The sequence below is a fragment of the Microbacterium sp. Y547 genome, assembly GCF_057669785.1.
Genome location: NZ_JBYHFN010000001.1, coordinates 223,009 through 238,355, shown reverse-complemented (window position 1 = coordinate 238,355; position 15,347 = coordinate 223,009). Strand labels below are relative to the sequence as shown.

Below are 15,347 nucleotides of genomic sequence, written 5' to 3'. Positions count from 1 at the left end.
AAGAACTCGCCATCGTGTGCGGGAGAGCAGGAGCGATCATGACTGCGGCGCCCGTCTTCGATCTCGTCCCCTCGGGAGACGGTGCGTGGCGACTCCATAACCGCCACGCCGGTGAGCTCGTCGCCTACGTGGAGCGCATCGCGCTGGGGTACGAGGTGGTCTGGATCGCGGGGGCGCACGGCGTCCAGCTGTTCGAAACGCGGGATGCCATCATCCGCACGGCGACCGCGATCTTCTCGGTGGACGACCGCCATCCGTCGACGAAGCCCGCGCCCATCCCGCACCGCAAGCCCTTCCACGCGCGTCCGAACGTCGCGTAGTCCGGGTGTGCGACCGTCCGGCGACGGGGCGCAGGGGTATCGTGGCCGGATGACCTCGAAGCCCCCGGGCTGGTACGACGACGGCCGTGGCGCGATGCGCTGGTGGGACGGCTCGAGCTGGACCCCGCATATCGCCGTGCCCGACTCTGCGCCAGGCGACGACGGGATCGACGCTCTGCCCCCTGAGCTTGCCGGGCTCGCCGATGACGACGACGACACATCGGGGGCGTTCAGCGCCGCGACCGGCGACCGCCGCTCGGGGCCGTGGATCGTGTGGGTCGTGCTCGGCGTGCTGCTGCTCGCCGTCGTGATCGCCTTCGCCGTGGCGATCCCGCTGCTCTTCCTGGGCGCCGCGACGGCGCTTCCGGTCGGGGGCGGAATCGGAATCGGATGAGGTCGGATGCCGCGGCTCGCCCGCGTGACCTTCGCTACGTGCTGACGTGTATCGGCATCGGCCTCGCGTCGGGGCTCCTGTCCGGACTGTTCGGGGTCGGGGGCGGCACGGTCATCGTTCCGTTGCTCGTCCTCATCCTCGGATTCAATCAGCGGCTCGCCGCCGGAACATCGCTCGGTGCGATCGTGCCGACCGCTGCCGTGGGGGTCGTGTCGTACGCGGTGAGCGATTCGGTCGCGTGGATCCCGGCGCTCATCCTCGCCGTCGGCGCCGTCATCGGCGCCCAGATCGGCACCTGGCTGCTGCCGCGGATGCCCGTGACCGTGCTGCGCTGGGGTTTCGTGGGATTCCTCGCGGTCGTCATCGTGGGCCTGTTCCTCGTCATCCCCTCGAGAGATGCGGGTCTGCCGATCACCGTCGTCACGGTGCTCGGCCTCGTCGCACTGGGCCTCATCACGGGCGTGCTCGCGGGACTGCTGGGAGTCGGCGGCGGTGTCATCGTCGTACCCGTGCTGATGCTGCTGTTCGGGGCGAGCGACCTCGTAGCGAAGGGCACGTCGCTGCTCATGATGATTCCGACCGCCCTGTCGGGCACGATCGGCAACATCCGCCGATCCAACGTCGACCTCGTCGCGGCGCTGCTCGTGGGCGGGGCAGCGTGCACGACCACGGCACTGGGCGCGTGGCTCGCCACGATCATCGACCCGCTCACGGCGAACCTCCTGTTCGCGGCCTTCCTCACCGTGATCGCCGTGCAGATGGCGGTCAAGGCGATCCGCGGTCGCCGGGGCTGAGCGACCCGCTCGGTAGGATGTGACGGTGCCAGTGAACCCCGAGCTCGTCGGTCGAGAGTTCCCTCCGACCCCTCCGTATCTCGTGGGCCGTGAGAAGGTGCGCGAGTTCGCGCGCGCGGTCTTCGCCGACGACGCGCCGTATGTCGATCCGGACGCCGCGCGGGCCCTCGGGTACTCGGACGTCATCGCGCCGCCCACGTTCGCCATGGTCGTGCAGGACCTCACGCTGCAGCAGCTGCTCGCCGAGCCCGACTCGGGCATCGAGCTGTCGCGCGTCCTGCACGCCGAGCAGCGGTTCGCGTACACGCGGCCCATCGTCGCGGGCGATGAGCTGACGGCGCAGCTCGCGATCACCGGCATCCGCACCCTCGGTGGCAACGCCATGGTCACGAGCGATGCGACCATCACCGATGCCGACGGAGCCCATGTCGTGACGGCCACATCCGTGCTGCTGGTGGGGGGCGACGCGTGAGCGCGCTGATCGTGGGCGACGTCATCGCCGAGCGCTCGGTGCACCTGACCCGTGAATCTCTCGTGCGCTATGCGGGGGCATCCGGAGACTTCAACCCCATCCACTACCGTGACGACGTGGCCGCCTCTGTGGGTCTTCCGGGCGTGCTCGCACACGGCATGCTCACGATGGGCATCGCCGTGCAGACGATCACGGGCTGGCTCGGCGACCCCGGCCGCATCCTCGACTACGGCGTGCGCTTCACACGACCCGTCGTGGTCGATCCCGAGACGGGGGCCGACCTCACGATCGTCGCCAAGATCGGCGCCGTCGACGACGAGACCGCGCGTATCGACCTCACCGTGACGCACGCCGGGACGACCGTTCTGGGCAAGGCGCAGGTGCGCGTGCGCCTCGCCTGACGCCATGCCCGAGATCACCCCCATACCCCTGGCGCAGCTCACGACGCTGCGCACCGGTGGAGCGCCCGAGCGCATGATCGACGCCGACACGACCGACGAGCTCGTCTCGGCCCTGCGCGAACTATGGGCGCACGATGAGCCCTGGCTCGTGCTCGGCGGGGGATCGAACATGTTCGTCGGCGACGAGCCGATCGAGGGCACGGTGGTGCGCGTGCGCACTCGAGGCATCGAACAGCTGCCGTCGCCGCGCCCGGGTCACGTGCGACTGCGGGTGCAGGCAGGGCACGACTGGGACGCCCTCGTCGCGTATGCCGTCGAGCACGGTCTCGCCGGGATCGAGGCGATGTCGGGGATCCCCGGCACGGTCGGCGCGGCGCCCGTGCAGAACATCGGCGCGTACGGCCAGGAGATCGTGCAGACGCTCGTCGAGGTCGACCTCATCGACGAGGCCGACGGCGAGGTGCGGACCGTTCCCGCCGCCGATCTCGGCCTCGGGTTTCGGACATCGGTGCTGAAGAAGCACTACGGCTCGGTTCCCGCTCGCTCTGCGGTCATCCTCTCGGTGACGCTGGAGCTGGCCGAGGTCGGGTCTGCGGAACGCCCCATCCCGGGGGCGCAGCTGCGCTCGGCCCTCGGTCTCGACGAGGGTCAGGCAGTCTCCCTCGCCTGGATCCGCGACCACGTGCTGGCCACACGCGCACGCAAGGGCATGGTGCTCGCCGACGCCGACCCCGACACGCACAGCGCGGGTTCGTTCTTCCAGAACGCGATCGTGTCGGCCTCGGTCGCGCGCACGCTGCCGCCGGAATGCCCGCGCTGGGAGATGACACCCGACCTCGACTCGGTGCTGGTCATTCCGCTGGCGAGTTTCGACGGATACGTGCCGCCGCCGGCCGCGCGGGAGTCCGAGGTCAAGGTGAGCGCCGCCTGGCTGATCGAGAACGCGGGCTTGGGCAAGGGCTACCGCATCGGCAGGTCGCGCGCGGCGCTGTCGAGCAAGCACGCGCTCGCGCTGACGAATCGGGGCGGGGCGACAGCGGCCGAGCTCGCGCAGCTCGCGCGCTTCATCCAAGCCCGCGTGCAGTCCGAGTTCGGGCTCCTGCTGCAGCCCGAGCCCGTGCTCATCGGCGTCGAGCTCTGACCCTTCCCGACCGGCGTGTTTCCGCGGCGCTCGGCCTGGCTGCCGATATGTTCGCAGAGCACGGAAGGAACCGCGAACATGGCCGCGCGCTCAACGAAATCGAAGGCTCTCCCACGCCACGGGCGTGCGCTCGTCACGGTCTCCGTCCGCGACTCGAACGGCTTCCTGCACCACTTCGGCGACATCGACACGAGCACCGGGGCCGTACACGAAGCGCTCGCGATCCTGCAGCTGCAGTCGGCCGAGATGGATGCCGCGCACCGCGATGGTGCGAGCGCCTGAGTCAGTCTGACGTCGTCCCGTCGGGGCGTTCGAGACCGAGGAACGGCTCGATCTCCCGCGCGTAGGCGGCCGAGTCGCCCGCGCGGACGACCGTCGCGCCGTACCCGATGGCGATGCTGGCCAGCGGCCAGCCGAACTCCTCAGCCTCGCGTAGGGCGTGCCCCGAAGGATCCAGCGACGTGTCCTGGATCGTGAGAAAGAGCCACTGATACCCGTCGAAGAGGGTTGCCGAGACGTGCCAGCATTCGCCGTCGGGAGCCGTGCAGTACCTGTCGCGGTACTCCGCGTCGGCTGGATCGCCGTCGCGGGTGAACTCGCCCACGCCCGCGTCGGAGGCCGCGCGGCTCGCCGCGGCGATGACGGCATCCCACTGGGCGCGCGGCGGGACCGTGTCGGACTGCAGTTCGCAGCAGTTGACCGTGGTCAGCATCGAGTCCCCGCCGTAGCCGTTGCCGGCCTGCGGGTGCCACTGGTCGTCGCCGAACCAGGACCGCTCGGGCTCGCCCGCTGCGAGGGCGATGCCCGACTCCGCCTCGACGGCCGTGCGGATCCGCTCGACGAGCTCTCGGGCGGGCTGTTCGAGTTCGGCCTGATCGGGAGCGCCGAGCAGGGCTTCGCCGTCGATCCCGGCATGGGCGGGATAGTCCGCCCAGTCGATGACGATCGACTGGCCCGCGGCATCCGTATAGGTCGATGTCGGCGACGCACCGGCGCCCATGCACCCCGCGAGAAGCAGCGTGGCAGTGATGAGCAGGCTCGCGCGGCGCACGCGGGTGAGGGCGCAGACATCGGAGGTCATGCCGTGCTCCTCTGGACCGTGGACGGGAAGGTGGCGGAGCGGCGTGACTATTCGCTGAAGAGGTCCTGCAGGCGCCGCACGCCCTCGAGGAGCGCGTCGTCGCCGAGAGCGTACGACAGTCGCAGATAGCCGGACGGGCCGAATGCCTCGCCGGGCACGACGGCGACCTCGGCCTGCTCGAGGATGAAATCGGCGAGCTCGAGCGTCGTGTCGATGCGCGTGCCGCGCCACTCACGGCCCAGCAGACCGCGCACGTCGGGGTAGACGTAGAACGCCCCGAGTGGGGTCGGCACCGTGACACCGTCGATCGCGGCGAGTTCGGACACGATGAGCTTGCGGCGCCGATCGAAGGCGAGGCGGAATTCCTCTGCCTCGGTCTGCGGACCCGTCAGGGCGGCGAGCGCCGCACGCTGCGCGATGTTGTTGACGTTCGACGAGAGGTGTGACTGCAGGTTCGCAGCGAGCTTGATGGCGTCGGCGGGGCCGACCATCCAGCCCACGCGCCAGCCGGTCATCGCGTAGGTCTTCGCGACGCCGTTGACGAGGATCGTCTGACCGGCGACCTCGGGCACGGCCTCGACGACCGAGACGGCGCGGACGCCCTCGTAGACGAGGTTCTGATAGATCTCGTCTGCGATGATCCAGATGCCGTGCTCGAGCGCCCACTCGGCGATCGCCTTGGTCTCTTCTGCCGTGTAGACCGAGCCGGTCGGGTTGGACGGCGAGACGAACACGAGCGCTGTCGTCTTGTCGGTGCGGGCCGCTTCAAGCTGCTCGACGGTGACCTTGTACTCCTGGTCGGCCCCCGCGAAGACCTCGACCGGGGTGCCCCCGGCGAGAGCGATCACTTCGGGGTACGTCGTCCAGTACGGCGCCGGCAGCAGCACCTCGTCGCCCTGGTTCACGACCGCCTGGAAAGCCTGGTAGACCGCCTGCTTGCCGCCGTTGGTGACGACGACCTGCGACGGGGAGACCTCGAGGCCCGAGTCGCGCAGGGTCTTTCCCGCGATGGCTTCGCGCAGAACGGGAAGGCCCACCGCCGGGGTGTACCGGTAGTTCGCGGGATCCTGCAGTGCGTTCTCGGCGGCTTCCACGACGAACGACGGCGTCGAGAAGTCGGGCTCGCCGGCGGCGTATGAGATCACGGGCCGTCCGGCGGCCTGGAGGCTCTTGGCCTTGGCGTCGACCTTGAGGGTCGCCGACTCGGCGATGGCGGTGAGCTTGCGGGACAGGGGAGCGCGTTCGGTCACGCCTACGAGCGTAGTCGGCCGGTATTCCCACCGGGAGATGAATTTCGACCGCGGCATCCCGACACGACGAAGGCCCGGATCTCGCGGACCCGGGCCTTCGTCAGCGATCAGTTCAGCCGAACTGGTTCATCGTGTTGTTCGTGCCGCCGGCTTTGAGGGCCGCGTCTCCGGCGAAGTACTCCTTGTGGTTGTCGCCGATGTCGCTGCCGGCCATGTTCTGGTGCTTGACGGTGGCGATGCCCTCGCGGATCTCGCGCCGCTGCACCCCCTTCACGTAGGCGAGCATGCCCTCGTCGCCGAAGTAGCCCTTCGCCAGGTCATCGGTCGACAGGGCGGCCGTGTGGTAGGTCGGCAGCGTGATGAGGTGGTGGAAGATGCCGGCGCGGGCCGAGCCGTCCTTCTGGAAGGTGCGGATCTTGTCGTCGGCGAGGCGGGCGAGCTCGGTGTCGTCGTACGAGACGTTCATGAGGTCGGCGCGGTCGTACGCGGAAACGTTGGCGCCCTGCTCCACGAGCTGGTCGTATGCCTGCTGGCGGAAGTTGAGCGTCCAGTTGAACGACGGGCTGTTGTTGTAGACGAGCTTCGCGTTCGGGATCACCTTGCGGATCTCATCGACCATCGCGCCGATCTGATCGACGTGAGGCTTCTCGGTCTCGATCCACAGCAGGTCGGCGCCGTGCTGGATCGACGTGATGCAATCCAGCACGCACCGCGCCTCTCCCGTGCCGGAGCGGAACTGGTACAGGTTGCTGGCGAGGCGCTTCGGGCGCAGCAGCGTGCCGTCGCGCTTGATGACGACGTCGCCGTCGCCGAGGTCGTCGGCGGCGATCTCTTCGACATCGAGGAACGCGTTGTACTGGTCGCCGAGATCGCCCGGCGCGTGCGAGACGGCGAGCTTCTGGGTGAGACCCGCGCCGAGCGAGTCGGTGCGGGCGACGATGACGCCGTTGTCGATACCGAGCTCGAGAAACGCGTAGCGCACGGCGTTGAGCTTCGCGATGAAGTCGTCGTGCGGCACGGTGACCTTGCCGTCCTGGTGGCCGCACTGCTTCTCGTCCGACACCTGATTCTCGATCTGGATGGCACAGGCGCCCGCCTCGATCATCTTCTTCGCCAGCAGGTAGGTCGCCTCGGGGTTGCCGAAGCCGGCGTCGATGTCGGCGATGATCGGCACGACGTGGGTCTCGTAGTTGTCGATCTGCGACTGGATGAACTCCGTCGCGGTCTCGTCCCCGGCGACGCGGGCTTCGTCGAGCCTCGTGAAGAGCAGGTCGAGTTCGCGGGCATCGGCTTGGCGGAGGAAGGTATAGAGCTCCTCGATGAGCGCCGGCACAGAGGTCTTCTCGTGCATCGACTGGTCGGGGAGAGGCCCGAACTCCGACCGGAGCGCCGCGACCATCCAGCCCGACAGGTAGAGGTAGCGCTTGTTCGTGGTCTTCAGGTGCTTCTTGATCGAGATGAGCTTCTGCTGCCCGATGAAGCCGTGCCAGACGCCGAGGGACTGGGTGTAGAGCGACGCATCGGCGTCGTACTCGGCCATGTCCCTCCGCATGATATCGGCCGTGTACTGCGCGATGTCGAGGCCCGTCTTGAACCGGTTCTGCGCGCGCATGCGGGCGACGTACTCGGGGTTGACGGCATCCCAGCTGGGCCCGTTCTGGTCTTTCAGCGCCTGGATGGCGGCGATGTCGTTCCTATAAGCGGTCATGTCAATCCTTGGTCTCTGTGCCGAGGGCTCGAAGGAGCCGAAGGAAGCGGTTCACTCGCTGTCGCTGAGGTACTTCGCGTACGCGGGGAGCGTGAGGAAAGCCGGGAAGTCGATGCCGAGAGCGACCTCGCGGAAGATCGCTGCGGCGTCGTCGAAGCGGTCCCCGTCGCGTCGGTCGACCTCGCCCAGCACCCGCGTGATGAGGCCCTCGATGTATTCGCGCGTGATCGGCGTGCCGTCATCGGTCGTGCGGTCCTGGTGGATCCACTGCCACACCTGTGAGCGTGAGATCTCGGCGGTGGCGGCATCCTCCATCAGGTTGTCGATCGCGACGGCGCCGAGGCCGCGCAGCCATGCTTCGAGATAGCGGATGGCGACAGAGACGTTGCCGTACACGCCCGCCGCCGTGACCGGCCGGCCGATGTGCACGTCGATCAGGTCGCTCGCACGCACCTCGACGTCGTCGCGCCGGCGGTCGACCTGGTTGGGGCGGTCGCCGAGCACGGCATCGAACTCGGCCATCGCGACGGGAATCAGGTCGGGGTGGGCCACCCAGGTGCCGTCGAAGCCGTCGCCGGCCTCGCGCTTCTTGTCGGCGGAGACCTTCTCGAACGCCTGCGCCGTCACCTCCGGGTCGCGGCGGTTCGGGATGAACGCGCTCATGCCGCCGATCGCGAATGCTCCGCGCTGGTGGCAGGTCTTCACCAGCAGCTCGGTGTATGCCCGCATGAACGGCACCGTCATCGTGACCTGGCTGCGGTCGGGGAGGACGAATCGCGCTCCGCGACCGCGGTAGTTCTTGATCATCGAGAAGATGTAGTCCCATCGACCCGCGTTGAGCCCCGCGATGTGATCGCGCAGCTCGAAGAGGATCTCCTCCATCTCGAACGCAGCCGGCAGCGTCTCGATCAGCACCGTCGCACGGATCGTGCCGTGCGCGATGCCCATGTACTGCTCGCTGAAGGTGAACACGTCGTCCCACAGCTTCGCCTCTTCGCTCGACTCGAGCTTGGCGATGTAGAAGTAGGGGCCCCGGCCGCTGTCGATGAGGGCCTGGGCGTTGTGGAAGAAGTACAGTCCGAAGTCGACGAGCGACCCCGACGCCGCCAGGGCACGGCCGGTGCGGTCGGTGAACGAGATGTGCTTCTCGGTGAGATGCCAGCCGCGCGGACGCATCACGATGGTGGGTGTCTGCTCGGCGGTGACCTCGTAGACCTTGCCCTCGGGGCTCGTGAACGACAGCTCGCCGCGAATCGCGTCGCGCAGCGACAGCTGACCCTCGATCACGTTGCGCCACGTCGGGCTGGTGGCGTCCTCCTGGTCGGCGAGCCAGACCTTCGCGCCGGAGTTCAGCGCGTTGATCGTCATCTTCGGGTCGGTCGGCCCGGTGATCTCGACGCGGCGGTCCTCGAGGCCCGGTCCTGCGCCGGCGACCTGCCACTCGGTGTCCTCACGGATGTGCCGCGTGTCATCGCGGAACTGTGGGTCGTGTCCGTTGCCGATCTCGAACCGACGGCGCAGGCGGTCGGCCAGCCGGTCGTGGCGGCGTCCGCTGAAGCGGAGGTGCAGCTCGGTGAGGAAGGCGATCGCCTCGGGGGTGAGGATCTCGTCGTAGCGCGGGCGGACCGCGCCGAGGATCTCGATCTGCGGTTCGTGGGTGTGGGCGGGGATCGCAGCGGTGTGGGTGCGCATCGGCGTCGCGGTCGCAGGTGTCATGGGTCCTGGCCTCTCTGTGCGGAACGTGGAAGGTGGGGGACGGATGGCGGTTCGTTGTGCGAAAGCCGGGCGGTGTGTCGTGGCATCCACTTTGGGTGAACTTTCGGGGCACGCCATGCGAATGTAGCTGTGAACTTTGCGCGATCTTCTGCGTTCGTGACAGAATCCGGTCATCGCCACGCGCAGAAGGAGTCGGTATGGACGGGATCGTCGACATGACCGAAGACGTGGACGCCCTCACGATCGGTCGCCGTATCCGGCAGCTGCGCACGCAGCGCGGGATGACGCTGGACGAGCTGGCGACGGCCGTTGACCGCGCTCCCAGTCAGCTGTCGATGATCGAGAACGGTCGCCGCGAGCCCAAGCTCACGCTGCTGCGCGCGATCGCCCGCGCGCTCGGCTCGACGCTGGATGCGCTGCTCGAATCGGAGCCCCTCGACGAGCGCGCCACGCTAGAGATCTCCCTCGAGCGCGCCATGCGCGGGTCGACATTCCAGGCGCTGGGCATCGAGCCGTTCCGCATCGGCAAGTCGGTCCCCACCGAGGCGCTCTCGGCGATGATCGCGCTGCAGGGCGAGATCGAACGGCTGCGCGATGAACGTGCCGCGACTCCCGAAGAGGCGCGCCGTGCCAACGTCGCGCTGCGCAAGCTCATGCGCACGCAGAACAACTACTTCGCCGACCTCGAGGCTCACGCACGGCGCATCCTCGACGCCGTCGACCATCCCGGCGGTCCGCTCACGCAGCGCACCGCGTCGAACATCGCGGCGCACCTCGGGTTCACGCTCCACTACGTCCCCGATCTTCCGCAGACCACCCGCAGCGTCGCCGACATCAAGAACGGCAGGCTCTACCTCTCGAGCCGCCTCGCGTCCAAGGGCGATCCGCGCACCGCCGTGCTGCAGGCTCTGTCCAGTCGCATCCTCGGACATCGGGAGCCGACGTCGTACGCCGAGTTCCTGCGCCAGCGCGTCGAGACGAACTACCTGACAGGGGCGCTGCTGATCCCCGAAGCGCACGTCGTGCCCGCACTGCGCGAAGCCAAGAAGGACCGCGCGATCTCGATCGAAGACCTGCGCGATGCCTATTCGGTGTCGTACGAGACGGCCGCGCACCGCTTCACGAACCTCGCGACGATGCACCTGGACATCGCCGTGCACTTCCTCAAGGTGCACGAATCGGGCACCATCACGAAGGCCTACGAGAACGACGACGTCAACTTCCCGACCGACCGCCTCGGCTCGATCGAGGGGCAGATGTGCTGCCGCAAGTGGACGTCGCGCGTCGTCTTCGACGAGGACGACCACTTCAACCCGTACTACCAGTACACCGACACCGGCAACGGCACGTATTGGTGCACCGCCCGCGTAGAGCTGTCGAGCGAGGGTGCGCACTCCGTGTCGGTGGGTGTGCGCTTCGACGACACGAAGTGGTTCATCGGGCGGGACACGGCCCACCGTGGCACGTCGACGCACTCCGTCGAAGCGTGCTGCCGCCGTGCCCCCGCCGAGCTCGAGTCGGCCTGGCGCGAGCATTCGTGGCCCAACGTCCGCACCCCCCGGACACTGCTCGCGACGCTGCCGACGGGTGCGTTCCCCGGCGTCGACACGACCGATGTGTACGAGTTCCTCGAGGCGCACGCGCCGCGTTGAGATCGATCAGCGGCCCGCGATGAGGTCGGCGGCTCGCGCGAACCCCGACGTGCCCGTCGACGCCCCGGATGCCTCGGCCCGGTCGGCTGCGCGATACGCCGTGTAGATGGCGTTGACGGCGAGCCATCGCAAGGGCTCGGGCTCCCACTTCTTCGCGCGGCGGCCGACCCAGGGCAGCCGCGTCAGGTCGGTGTCGCGCTCGAGCACGAGGTCGGCGAGCGTGCGGCCGGCGAGGTTCGTCGCTGTGACCCCGGTGCCCACGTAGCCCCCCGCCCAGCCGAGGCCCGTGCGGCGGTCGAGGCCGACGGTGGCCGCCCAGTCGCGCGGCACACCGAGCACGCCGGCCCACGCGTGCGCAATCGGCACACCGGCGGCATCCGGGAAGAAATCGTGAAGCAGCGCCGTGAGCGAGGCGATCGTGCGCTCCTGCGTCGTGCCGTCGGTGTCGACGCGCGACCCGTAGCGGTACGGCACGCCGCGGCCGCCGAACGCGATGCGGTCATCGGCCGTGCGCTGGGCGTACATGTACACGTGCGCGAGGTCGCCGAGCGTCTCGCGGCCCGTCCAACCGATCTGGTTCCACACCGCCGCGGGCAGGGGATCGGTCACGATCATCGACGAGTTCATCGGCAGCCAGGTGCGGTGCTCGCCGTGCAGATCCGCCGTGAACCCCTCGGTCGCGCGCAGCACGTGCGCGGCCCGCACGGTGCCGCGGTCGGTCACGGCGCGGCCGGGCTCGATCCGCTCGACGCGGGTGTGCTCGTAGATCGCGACGCCGTGTCGTTCGACCGCCCCAGCGAGGCCGGCCACGAGCTTGGCGGGGTGCAGGCGGGCGCAGTGCGGATGCCACATGCCTCCGAGCGCACCCGAGACGCGCACGCGCGAGGCCGCAGCAGCGGCATCCATCATCGTGACGTCGGTGTGCGGCCAGGCCTGCTCTGCGGCCGCCGCCGTGCGCAGACGGGCGAGCTGTGCGGGCGTGCGGGCGACGGTGAGCTCGCCGCCCTTGACGATGTCGGCGTCGATGCCCTCGCGCACGGTCACCGCGATGACCTCGTCGACGGTCTCGGTGAGGGCCCGCTGCTGCCGCGCGCCGCCGTCACGGCCGTAGCGTTCGCGCGCGCCCGTGACGGAGTTCGTGAGCCAGCCGCCGTTGCGGCCCGAGGCTCCGAACCCCGCGAACCGCTGCTCGACGACGGCGATGCGCAGATCGGGTTGCCGGGTCGCGAGGTAATACGCCGTCCACAGGCCCGTGTACCCGGCTCCGACGATGGCGACATCGACCTCGATGTCCCCCGGCAGCGCTGGGCGCGGCGGGGGAGTGCCCCCGAGATCGCGCCACCACCACGACACCGCTCCGTTGCGCATGCACCCATCATGCCGCGCGCGTCGTCCGGACACATCGCCCGGTTCCGGGGGGTCAGGCGCGGGGAGGGAGCACCTGCAGGGCCGCCCAGAGCTCGGCGCGGGTGGCGAACGAGGCGAGGTCGCGATCGAGCAGGCGCGCGACGTGCGCGAGGCGCGTGCGGACGGTGTGCCGGTGCACCCCCAGTGCGCGGGCGGATGCCTCATGGGAGCAGTCGTTGTCGAGCCAGGCGGCGAGCGTCTCGACGAGCCGCGAACCCTGTGCGTCGTCATGCTCGATGAGCGGGCTGAGTTCAGCGCGGGCCAGGGCCTGCGCGTCGGCCGAAAGGGCTGACAGCACCCCGGACCGCGCGATGTCGGCGAACGCCGTCACGGCTGCGCCCCCGCGGTCCCGCGCAACGCGCGCCTGGTCGACGGCTGCGCGGAACCCGTCGTAGCCAGCCGGGTCGGACACACCGAGCCGCACCTCGAATCTGTCGACGACTTCGTGCAGCACGCGCGGGTCGTCGGCGGGTACGACGATGACCAGGCCGTCGTCGCCCGCTCCGAAGAAGAGTGTGCCCCGCCGCTCGTCGGCTCGAAGTTCGAGCAGTTCGGCGATCGCGGCGGCGCGGATGCCGGTGGCATCGGTCATCGCGACGACGACGGGCGCGGGCGGCAGAGAGCCCCCGAGCTCGCGCGCGATGCGCCGCGCGAGGGCCGTGTCCCCCGACAGCAGCATCTGCACGAGGCCCGAGCGCAGGGCGTTTCGGGCCCGCGCGAGTCCGTCGTTCTGTTCGAGGGCGAGGCCGGCCATCGCGATGACGGCGGTCACGACGCCGCGGCCTTCGCGGTCGAGGTCGCCCGCGGCGATCGCGATGACGCCGCGCAGATGTCCGCCGCGGCCGAGTGTCTGCAGGGTGAAGGGCAGGTCGCCGATCCGCAGCGCCGAGGCCGCCCGTGCGCCGCGCCGCAGAACGCCGTCGACCTCGGTGCGCAGCGACGTCACGGTTTCGGGATCCAACGGCGACGGATTCTCGCGGACGAGCTCGCCCGCCGCATCGAACAGCCCCACCCACGTGCCGAGTTGTCGTGCGAGCTCGGCGAGCGTCGCGCCGAGCCCGTCGGGCCGCAGCGCCGCGAGCGAGATGGCGCGCTGCGCTGCGAGCGCCCAGCTGCGCCGCGCATAGGCCTGCGCCGCGATCGCCTCGGCGCCAGCGCGCGCGATCGCGAGGAACGGCGTGCGATAGGGCACTTCGAACAGCGGCATGCCCGTGCGCCGACACGCATCGACGAGGTCGGGCGGGATCCCCTCGCGCACGACCTCGGTGCCGAACCCGAGCGCTGCGACGCCCTGCGCATACAGGCGGTCGACGTACGCGTCGGCGGGCGTAGCCGACTCGCCCTGGAACTGCGTGCCCGTCGTGAGCAGCACGAGTCCCTCCGAGAGGAACGGTGTCGGGTCGGCGAGATCGCTCGAATGCACCCACCGGATCTCTCGGTCGAGCGTTTCGGGGTTCAGGCCTTCGCTCTCGAGTCGCAGGCGCAGATCGCGGCGCGCGAGAAGGGCGCGCAGGGTCGGCGCGGGGGCGGCGGTGGCGATGAGTTCTCCTCGTGTACCGGTCGTACAGGCCAGGCTTCAGAATGTACACGCAGGTGGGTGCGCCCGTCCGGGGGCCACCGTACGCTCGCGAGCATGATCGACACGTCCACCCTGCCTCTCGGCGGTCCCTCCCTCGCCCAGGAGCGCCGGCTCGTCACCAGCATCCCGGGTCCGCGCTCGCAGCAGCTGCTCGAACGCAAGGCGGCCGCCGTCGCAGCAGGGGTCGGTCACACCGTGCCGATCGAAGCCGTCGCGGCGGGCGGGGGCGTCGTCGTCGACGCCGACGGCAACTCGCTCATCGATCTCGGATCGGGCATCGCCGTCACGACCGTGGGCAACGCGCATCCGAAGATCGTCGCCGCCGTGCAGGAGCAGATCGCCCGGTTCAGTCACACGTGCTTCATGATTTCGCCGTACGACTCGTACGTCTCGGTCGCCGAGGCGCTCAACCGCGTCACGCCCGGTGACCACGAGAAGAAGAGCGCCCTGTTCAACTCGGGCGCCGAAGCCGTCGAGAACGCCGTCAAGATCGCCCGCAAGCACACCAACAAGACTGCCGTCGTCGCGTTCGATCACGGCTACCACGGCCGCACCAACCTCACGATGGCGCTCACCGCCAAGTCGATGCCATACAAGAGCGGGTTCGGCCCGTTCGCCGGCGAGGTGTACCGCGCGCCCATGTCGTACCCGTACCGTGACGGGCTCTCCGGCATCGACGCCGCTGAGCGTGCCATCACGCTCATCGAGAAGCAGATCGGCGCCGAGAACCTCGCCGCCGTCATCATCGAGCCCATCCAGGGCGAGGGCGGGTTCATCGTTCCCGCCGACGGGTTCTTGCAGGCGATCGTCGAGTGGTGTCACGCCAACGACGTCGTCTTCATCGCCGACGAGATCCAGACCGGCTTCGCGCGCACGGGGGAGATGTTCGCGTGTGACCGGTTCGGGGTCGTGCCCGACCTGATCACAACGGCGAAGGGGATTGCCGGTGGGCTGCCCCTGGCCGCTGTGACAGGCCGGGCCACGATCATGGACGCCGCCCACGCGGGCGGTCTCGGCGGAACGTACGGCGGCAATCCCGTCGCGTGCGCGGCCGCACTCGCCGCGATCGACGTCTTCGAGTCCGATGACATGCCCGGCCGCGCCCGCGAGATCGAGACGATCCTCACGCGCCGGCTGCGCGACCTGCAGGCCGCCGACCCGCGGATCGGTGATGTGCGCGGCTTCGGAGCGATGATCGCCGCCGAGTTCGTCGACCCCGTGACCGGTGCTCCGGACGCCGCCCTCACAGCAGCGGTCGCGAAGGCGTGCATCGCCGACGGCGTCATCGTGCTGACGTGCGGCACCTACGGCAACGTCATCCGCTTCCTTCCGCCGCTGTCCATCCCCGATGATCTGTTGAACGAGGGAATCGACGTGCTGGCCGCGGCGCTCGCCGCAGCCTGATCGTCCCGAGGCGAACCCTCACCCGCTG

General features: G+C 69.4%; 15 protein-coding genes. 9 read left to right on the top strand and 6 right to left on the bottom strand.

Annotation, left to right across the window (positions count from 1 at the left end; all coding sequences use genetic code 11):
- The first annotated feature begins 38 nt into the window (after positions 1-38).
- The 7 genes from AC25Y0_RS01230 (at position 39) to AC25Y0_RS01200 (ending at position 3,804) form a co-directional block, all read left to right on the top strand.
- Positions 39-320 (top strand): hypothetical protein, encoded by a 282-nt coding sequence (locus AC25Y0_RS01230; RefSeq protein ID WP_488122544.1) that lies wholly within the window; start codon positions 39-41, stop codon positions 318-320.
- 49 nt (positions 321-369) lie between these two features.
- Positions 370-714, top strand: a complete 345-nt coding sequence (locus AC25Y0_RS01225; protein ID WP_488122543.1) for a DUF2510 domain-containing protein — start codon at positions 370-372, stop codon at positions 712-714.
- Positions 711-1,508: a sulfite exporter TauE/SafE family protein gene (locus AC25Y0_RS01220; protein ID WP_488122542.1), complete on the top strand. Its 798-nt coding sequence runs from the start codon at positions 711-713 to the stop codon at positions 1,506-1,508. The genes AC25Y0_RS01225 and AC25Y0_RS01220 overlap by 4 nt, the downstream gene beginning before the upstream one ends.
- Positions 1,509-1,533: 25 nt before the next feature.
- Positions 1,534-1,980, top strand: a complete 447-nt coding sequence (locus tag AC25Y0_RS01215) for an FAS1-like dehydratase domain-containing protein (protein ID WP_488134062.1) — start codon at positions 1,534-1,536, stop codon at positions 1,978-1,980.
- Positions 1,977-2,381, top strand: a complete 405-nt coding sequence (locus AC25Y0_RS01210; protein WP_488122540.1) for a MaoC family dehydratase — start codon at positions 1,977-1,979, stop codon at positions 2,379-2,381. Before AC25Y0_RS01215 ends, AC25Y0_RS01210 begins: the two co-directional genes overlap by 4 nt.
- A 4-nt stretch (positions 2,382-2,385) precedes the next feature.
- Positions 2,386-3,522, top strand: coding sequence for a UDP-N-acetylmuramate dehydrogenase (locus AC25Y0_RS01205; RefSeq protein WP_488122539.1), 1,137 nt, complete (start codon positions 2,386-2,388; stop codon positions 3,520-3,522).
- A 78-nt stretch (positions 3,523-3,600) separates the two neighbouring features.
- Entirely contained in the window at positions 3,601-3,804 is a 204-nt protein-coding gene (locus AC25Y0_RS01200) for a hypothetical protein (RefSeq protein WP_488122538.1), read from the top strand.
- A gap of 1 nt (position 3,805) precedes the next feature.
- Here AC25Y0_RS01200 and AC25Y0_RS01195 read toward each other — a convergent pair whose 3' ends face one another.
- From AC25Y0_RS01195 to aceB, 4 genes are all read right to left on the bottom strand, one after another.
- Positions 3,806-4,603, bottom strand: coding sequence for a hypothetical protein (locus AC25Y0_RS01195; protein ID WP_488134061.1), 798 nt, complete (start codon positions 4,601-4,603; stop codon positions 3,806-3,808).
- A 47-nt stretch (positions 4,604-4,650) separates the two neighbouring features.
- Positions 4,651-5,853, bottom strand: coding sequence for a pyridoxal phosphate-dependent aminotransferase (locus AC25Y0_RS01190; RefSeq protein ID WP_488122536.1), 1,203 nt, complete (start codon positions 5,851-5,853; stop codon positions 4,651-4,653).
- A gap of 112 nt (positions 5,854-5,965) precedes the next feature.
- Positions 5,966-7,561, bottom strand: coding sequence for an isocitrate lyase (locus tag AC25Y0_RS01185; protein ID WP_488122535.1), 1,596 nt, complete (start codon positions 7,559-7,561; stop codon positions 5,966-5,968).
- Between the two features lie 51 nt (positions 7,562-7,612).
- Positions 7,613-9,277 (bottom strand): malate synthase A, encoded by a 1,665-nt coding sequence (aceB, locus tag AC25Y0_RS01180; protein ID WP_488122534.1) that lies wholly within the window; start codon positions 9,275-9,277, stop codon positions 7,613-7,615.
- 197 nt (positions 9,278-9,474) lie between these two features.
- On the opposite strand from aceB, the gene AC25Y0_RS01175 reads away from it, so the two are divergent.
- A complete protein-coding gene (locus tag AC25Y0_RS01175) occupies positions 9,475-10,929 on the top strand; it encodes a helix-turn-helix domain-containing protein (protein WP_488122533.1) in 1,455 nt (484 codons plus the stop codon).
- Positions 10,930-10,935: 6 nt separating this feature from the next.
- On the opposite strand, the gene AC25Y0_RS01170 is transcribed toward AC25Y0_RS01175, so the two are convergent.
- Positions 10,936-12,297, bottom strand: coding sequence for an NAD(P)/FAD-dependent oxidoreductase (locus tag AC25Y0_RS01170; RefSeq protein ID WP_488122532.1), 1,362 nt, complete (start codon positions 12,295-12,297; stop codon positions 10,936-10,938).
- 52 nt (positions 12,298-12,349) lie between these two features.
- Positions 12,350-13,759 (bottom strand): helix-turn-helix domain-containing protein, encoded by a 1,410-nt coding sequence (locus AC25Y0_RS01165; protein ID WP_488122531.1) that lies wholly within the window; start codon positions 13,757-13,759, stop codon positions 12,350-12,352.
- Positions 13,760-13,969: 210 nt separating this feature from the next.
- Between AC25Y0_RS01165 and gabT the strand changes: the two genes are divergently transcribed.
- Complete coding sequence (gabT, locus tag AC25Y0_RS01160; RefSeq protein ID WP_488122530.1) at positions 13,970-15,319, top strand: 4-aminobutyrate--2-oxoglutarate transaminase; 1,350 nt, start codon at positions 13,970-13,972, stop codon at positions 15,317-15,319.
- The last annotated feature ends 28 nt before the right edge of the window (positions 15,320-15,347 follow it).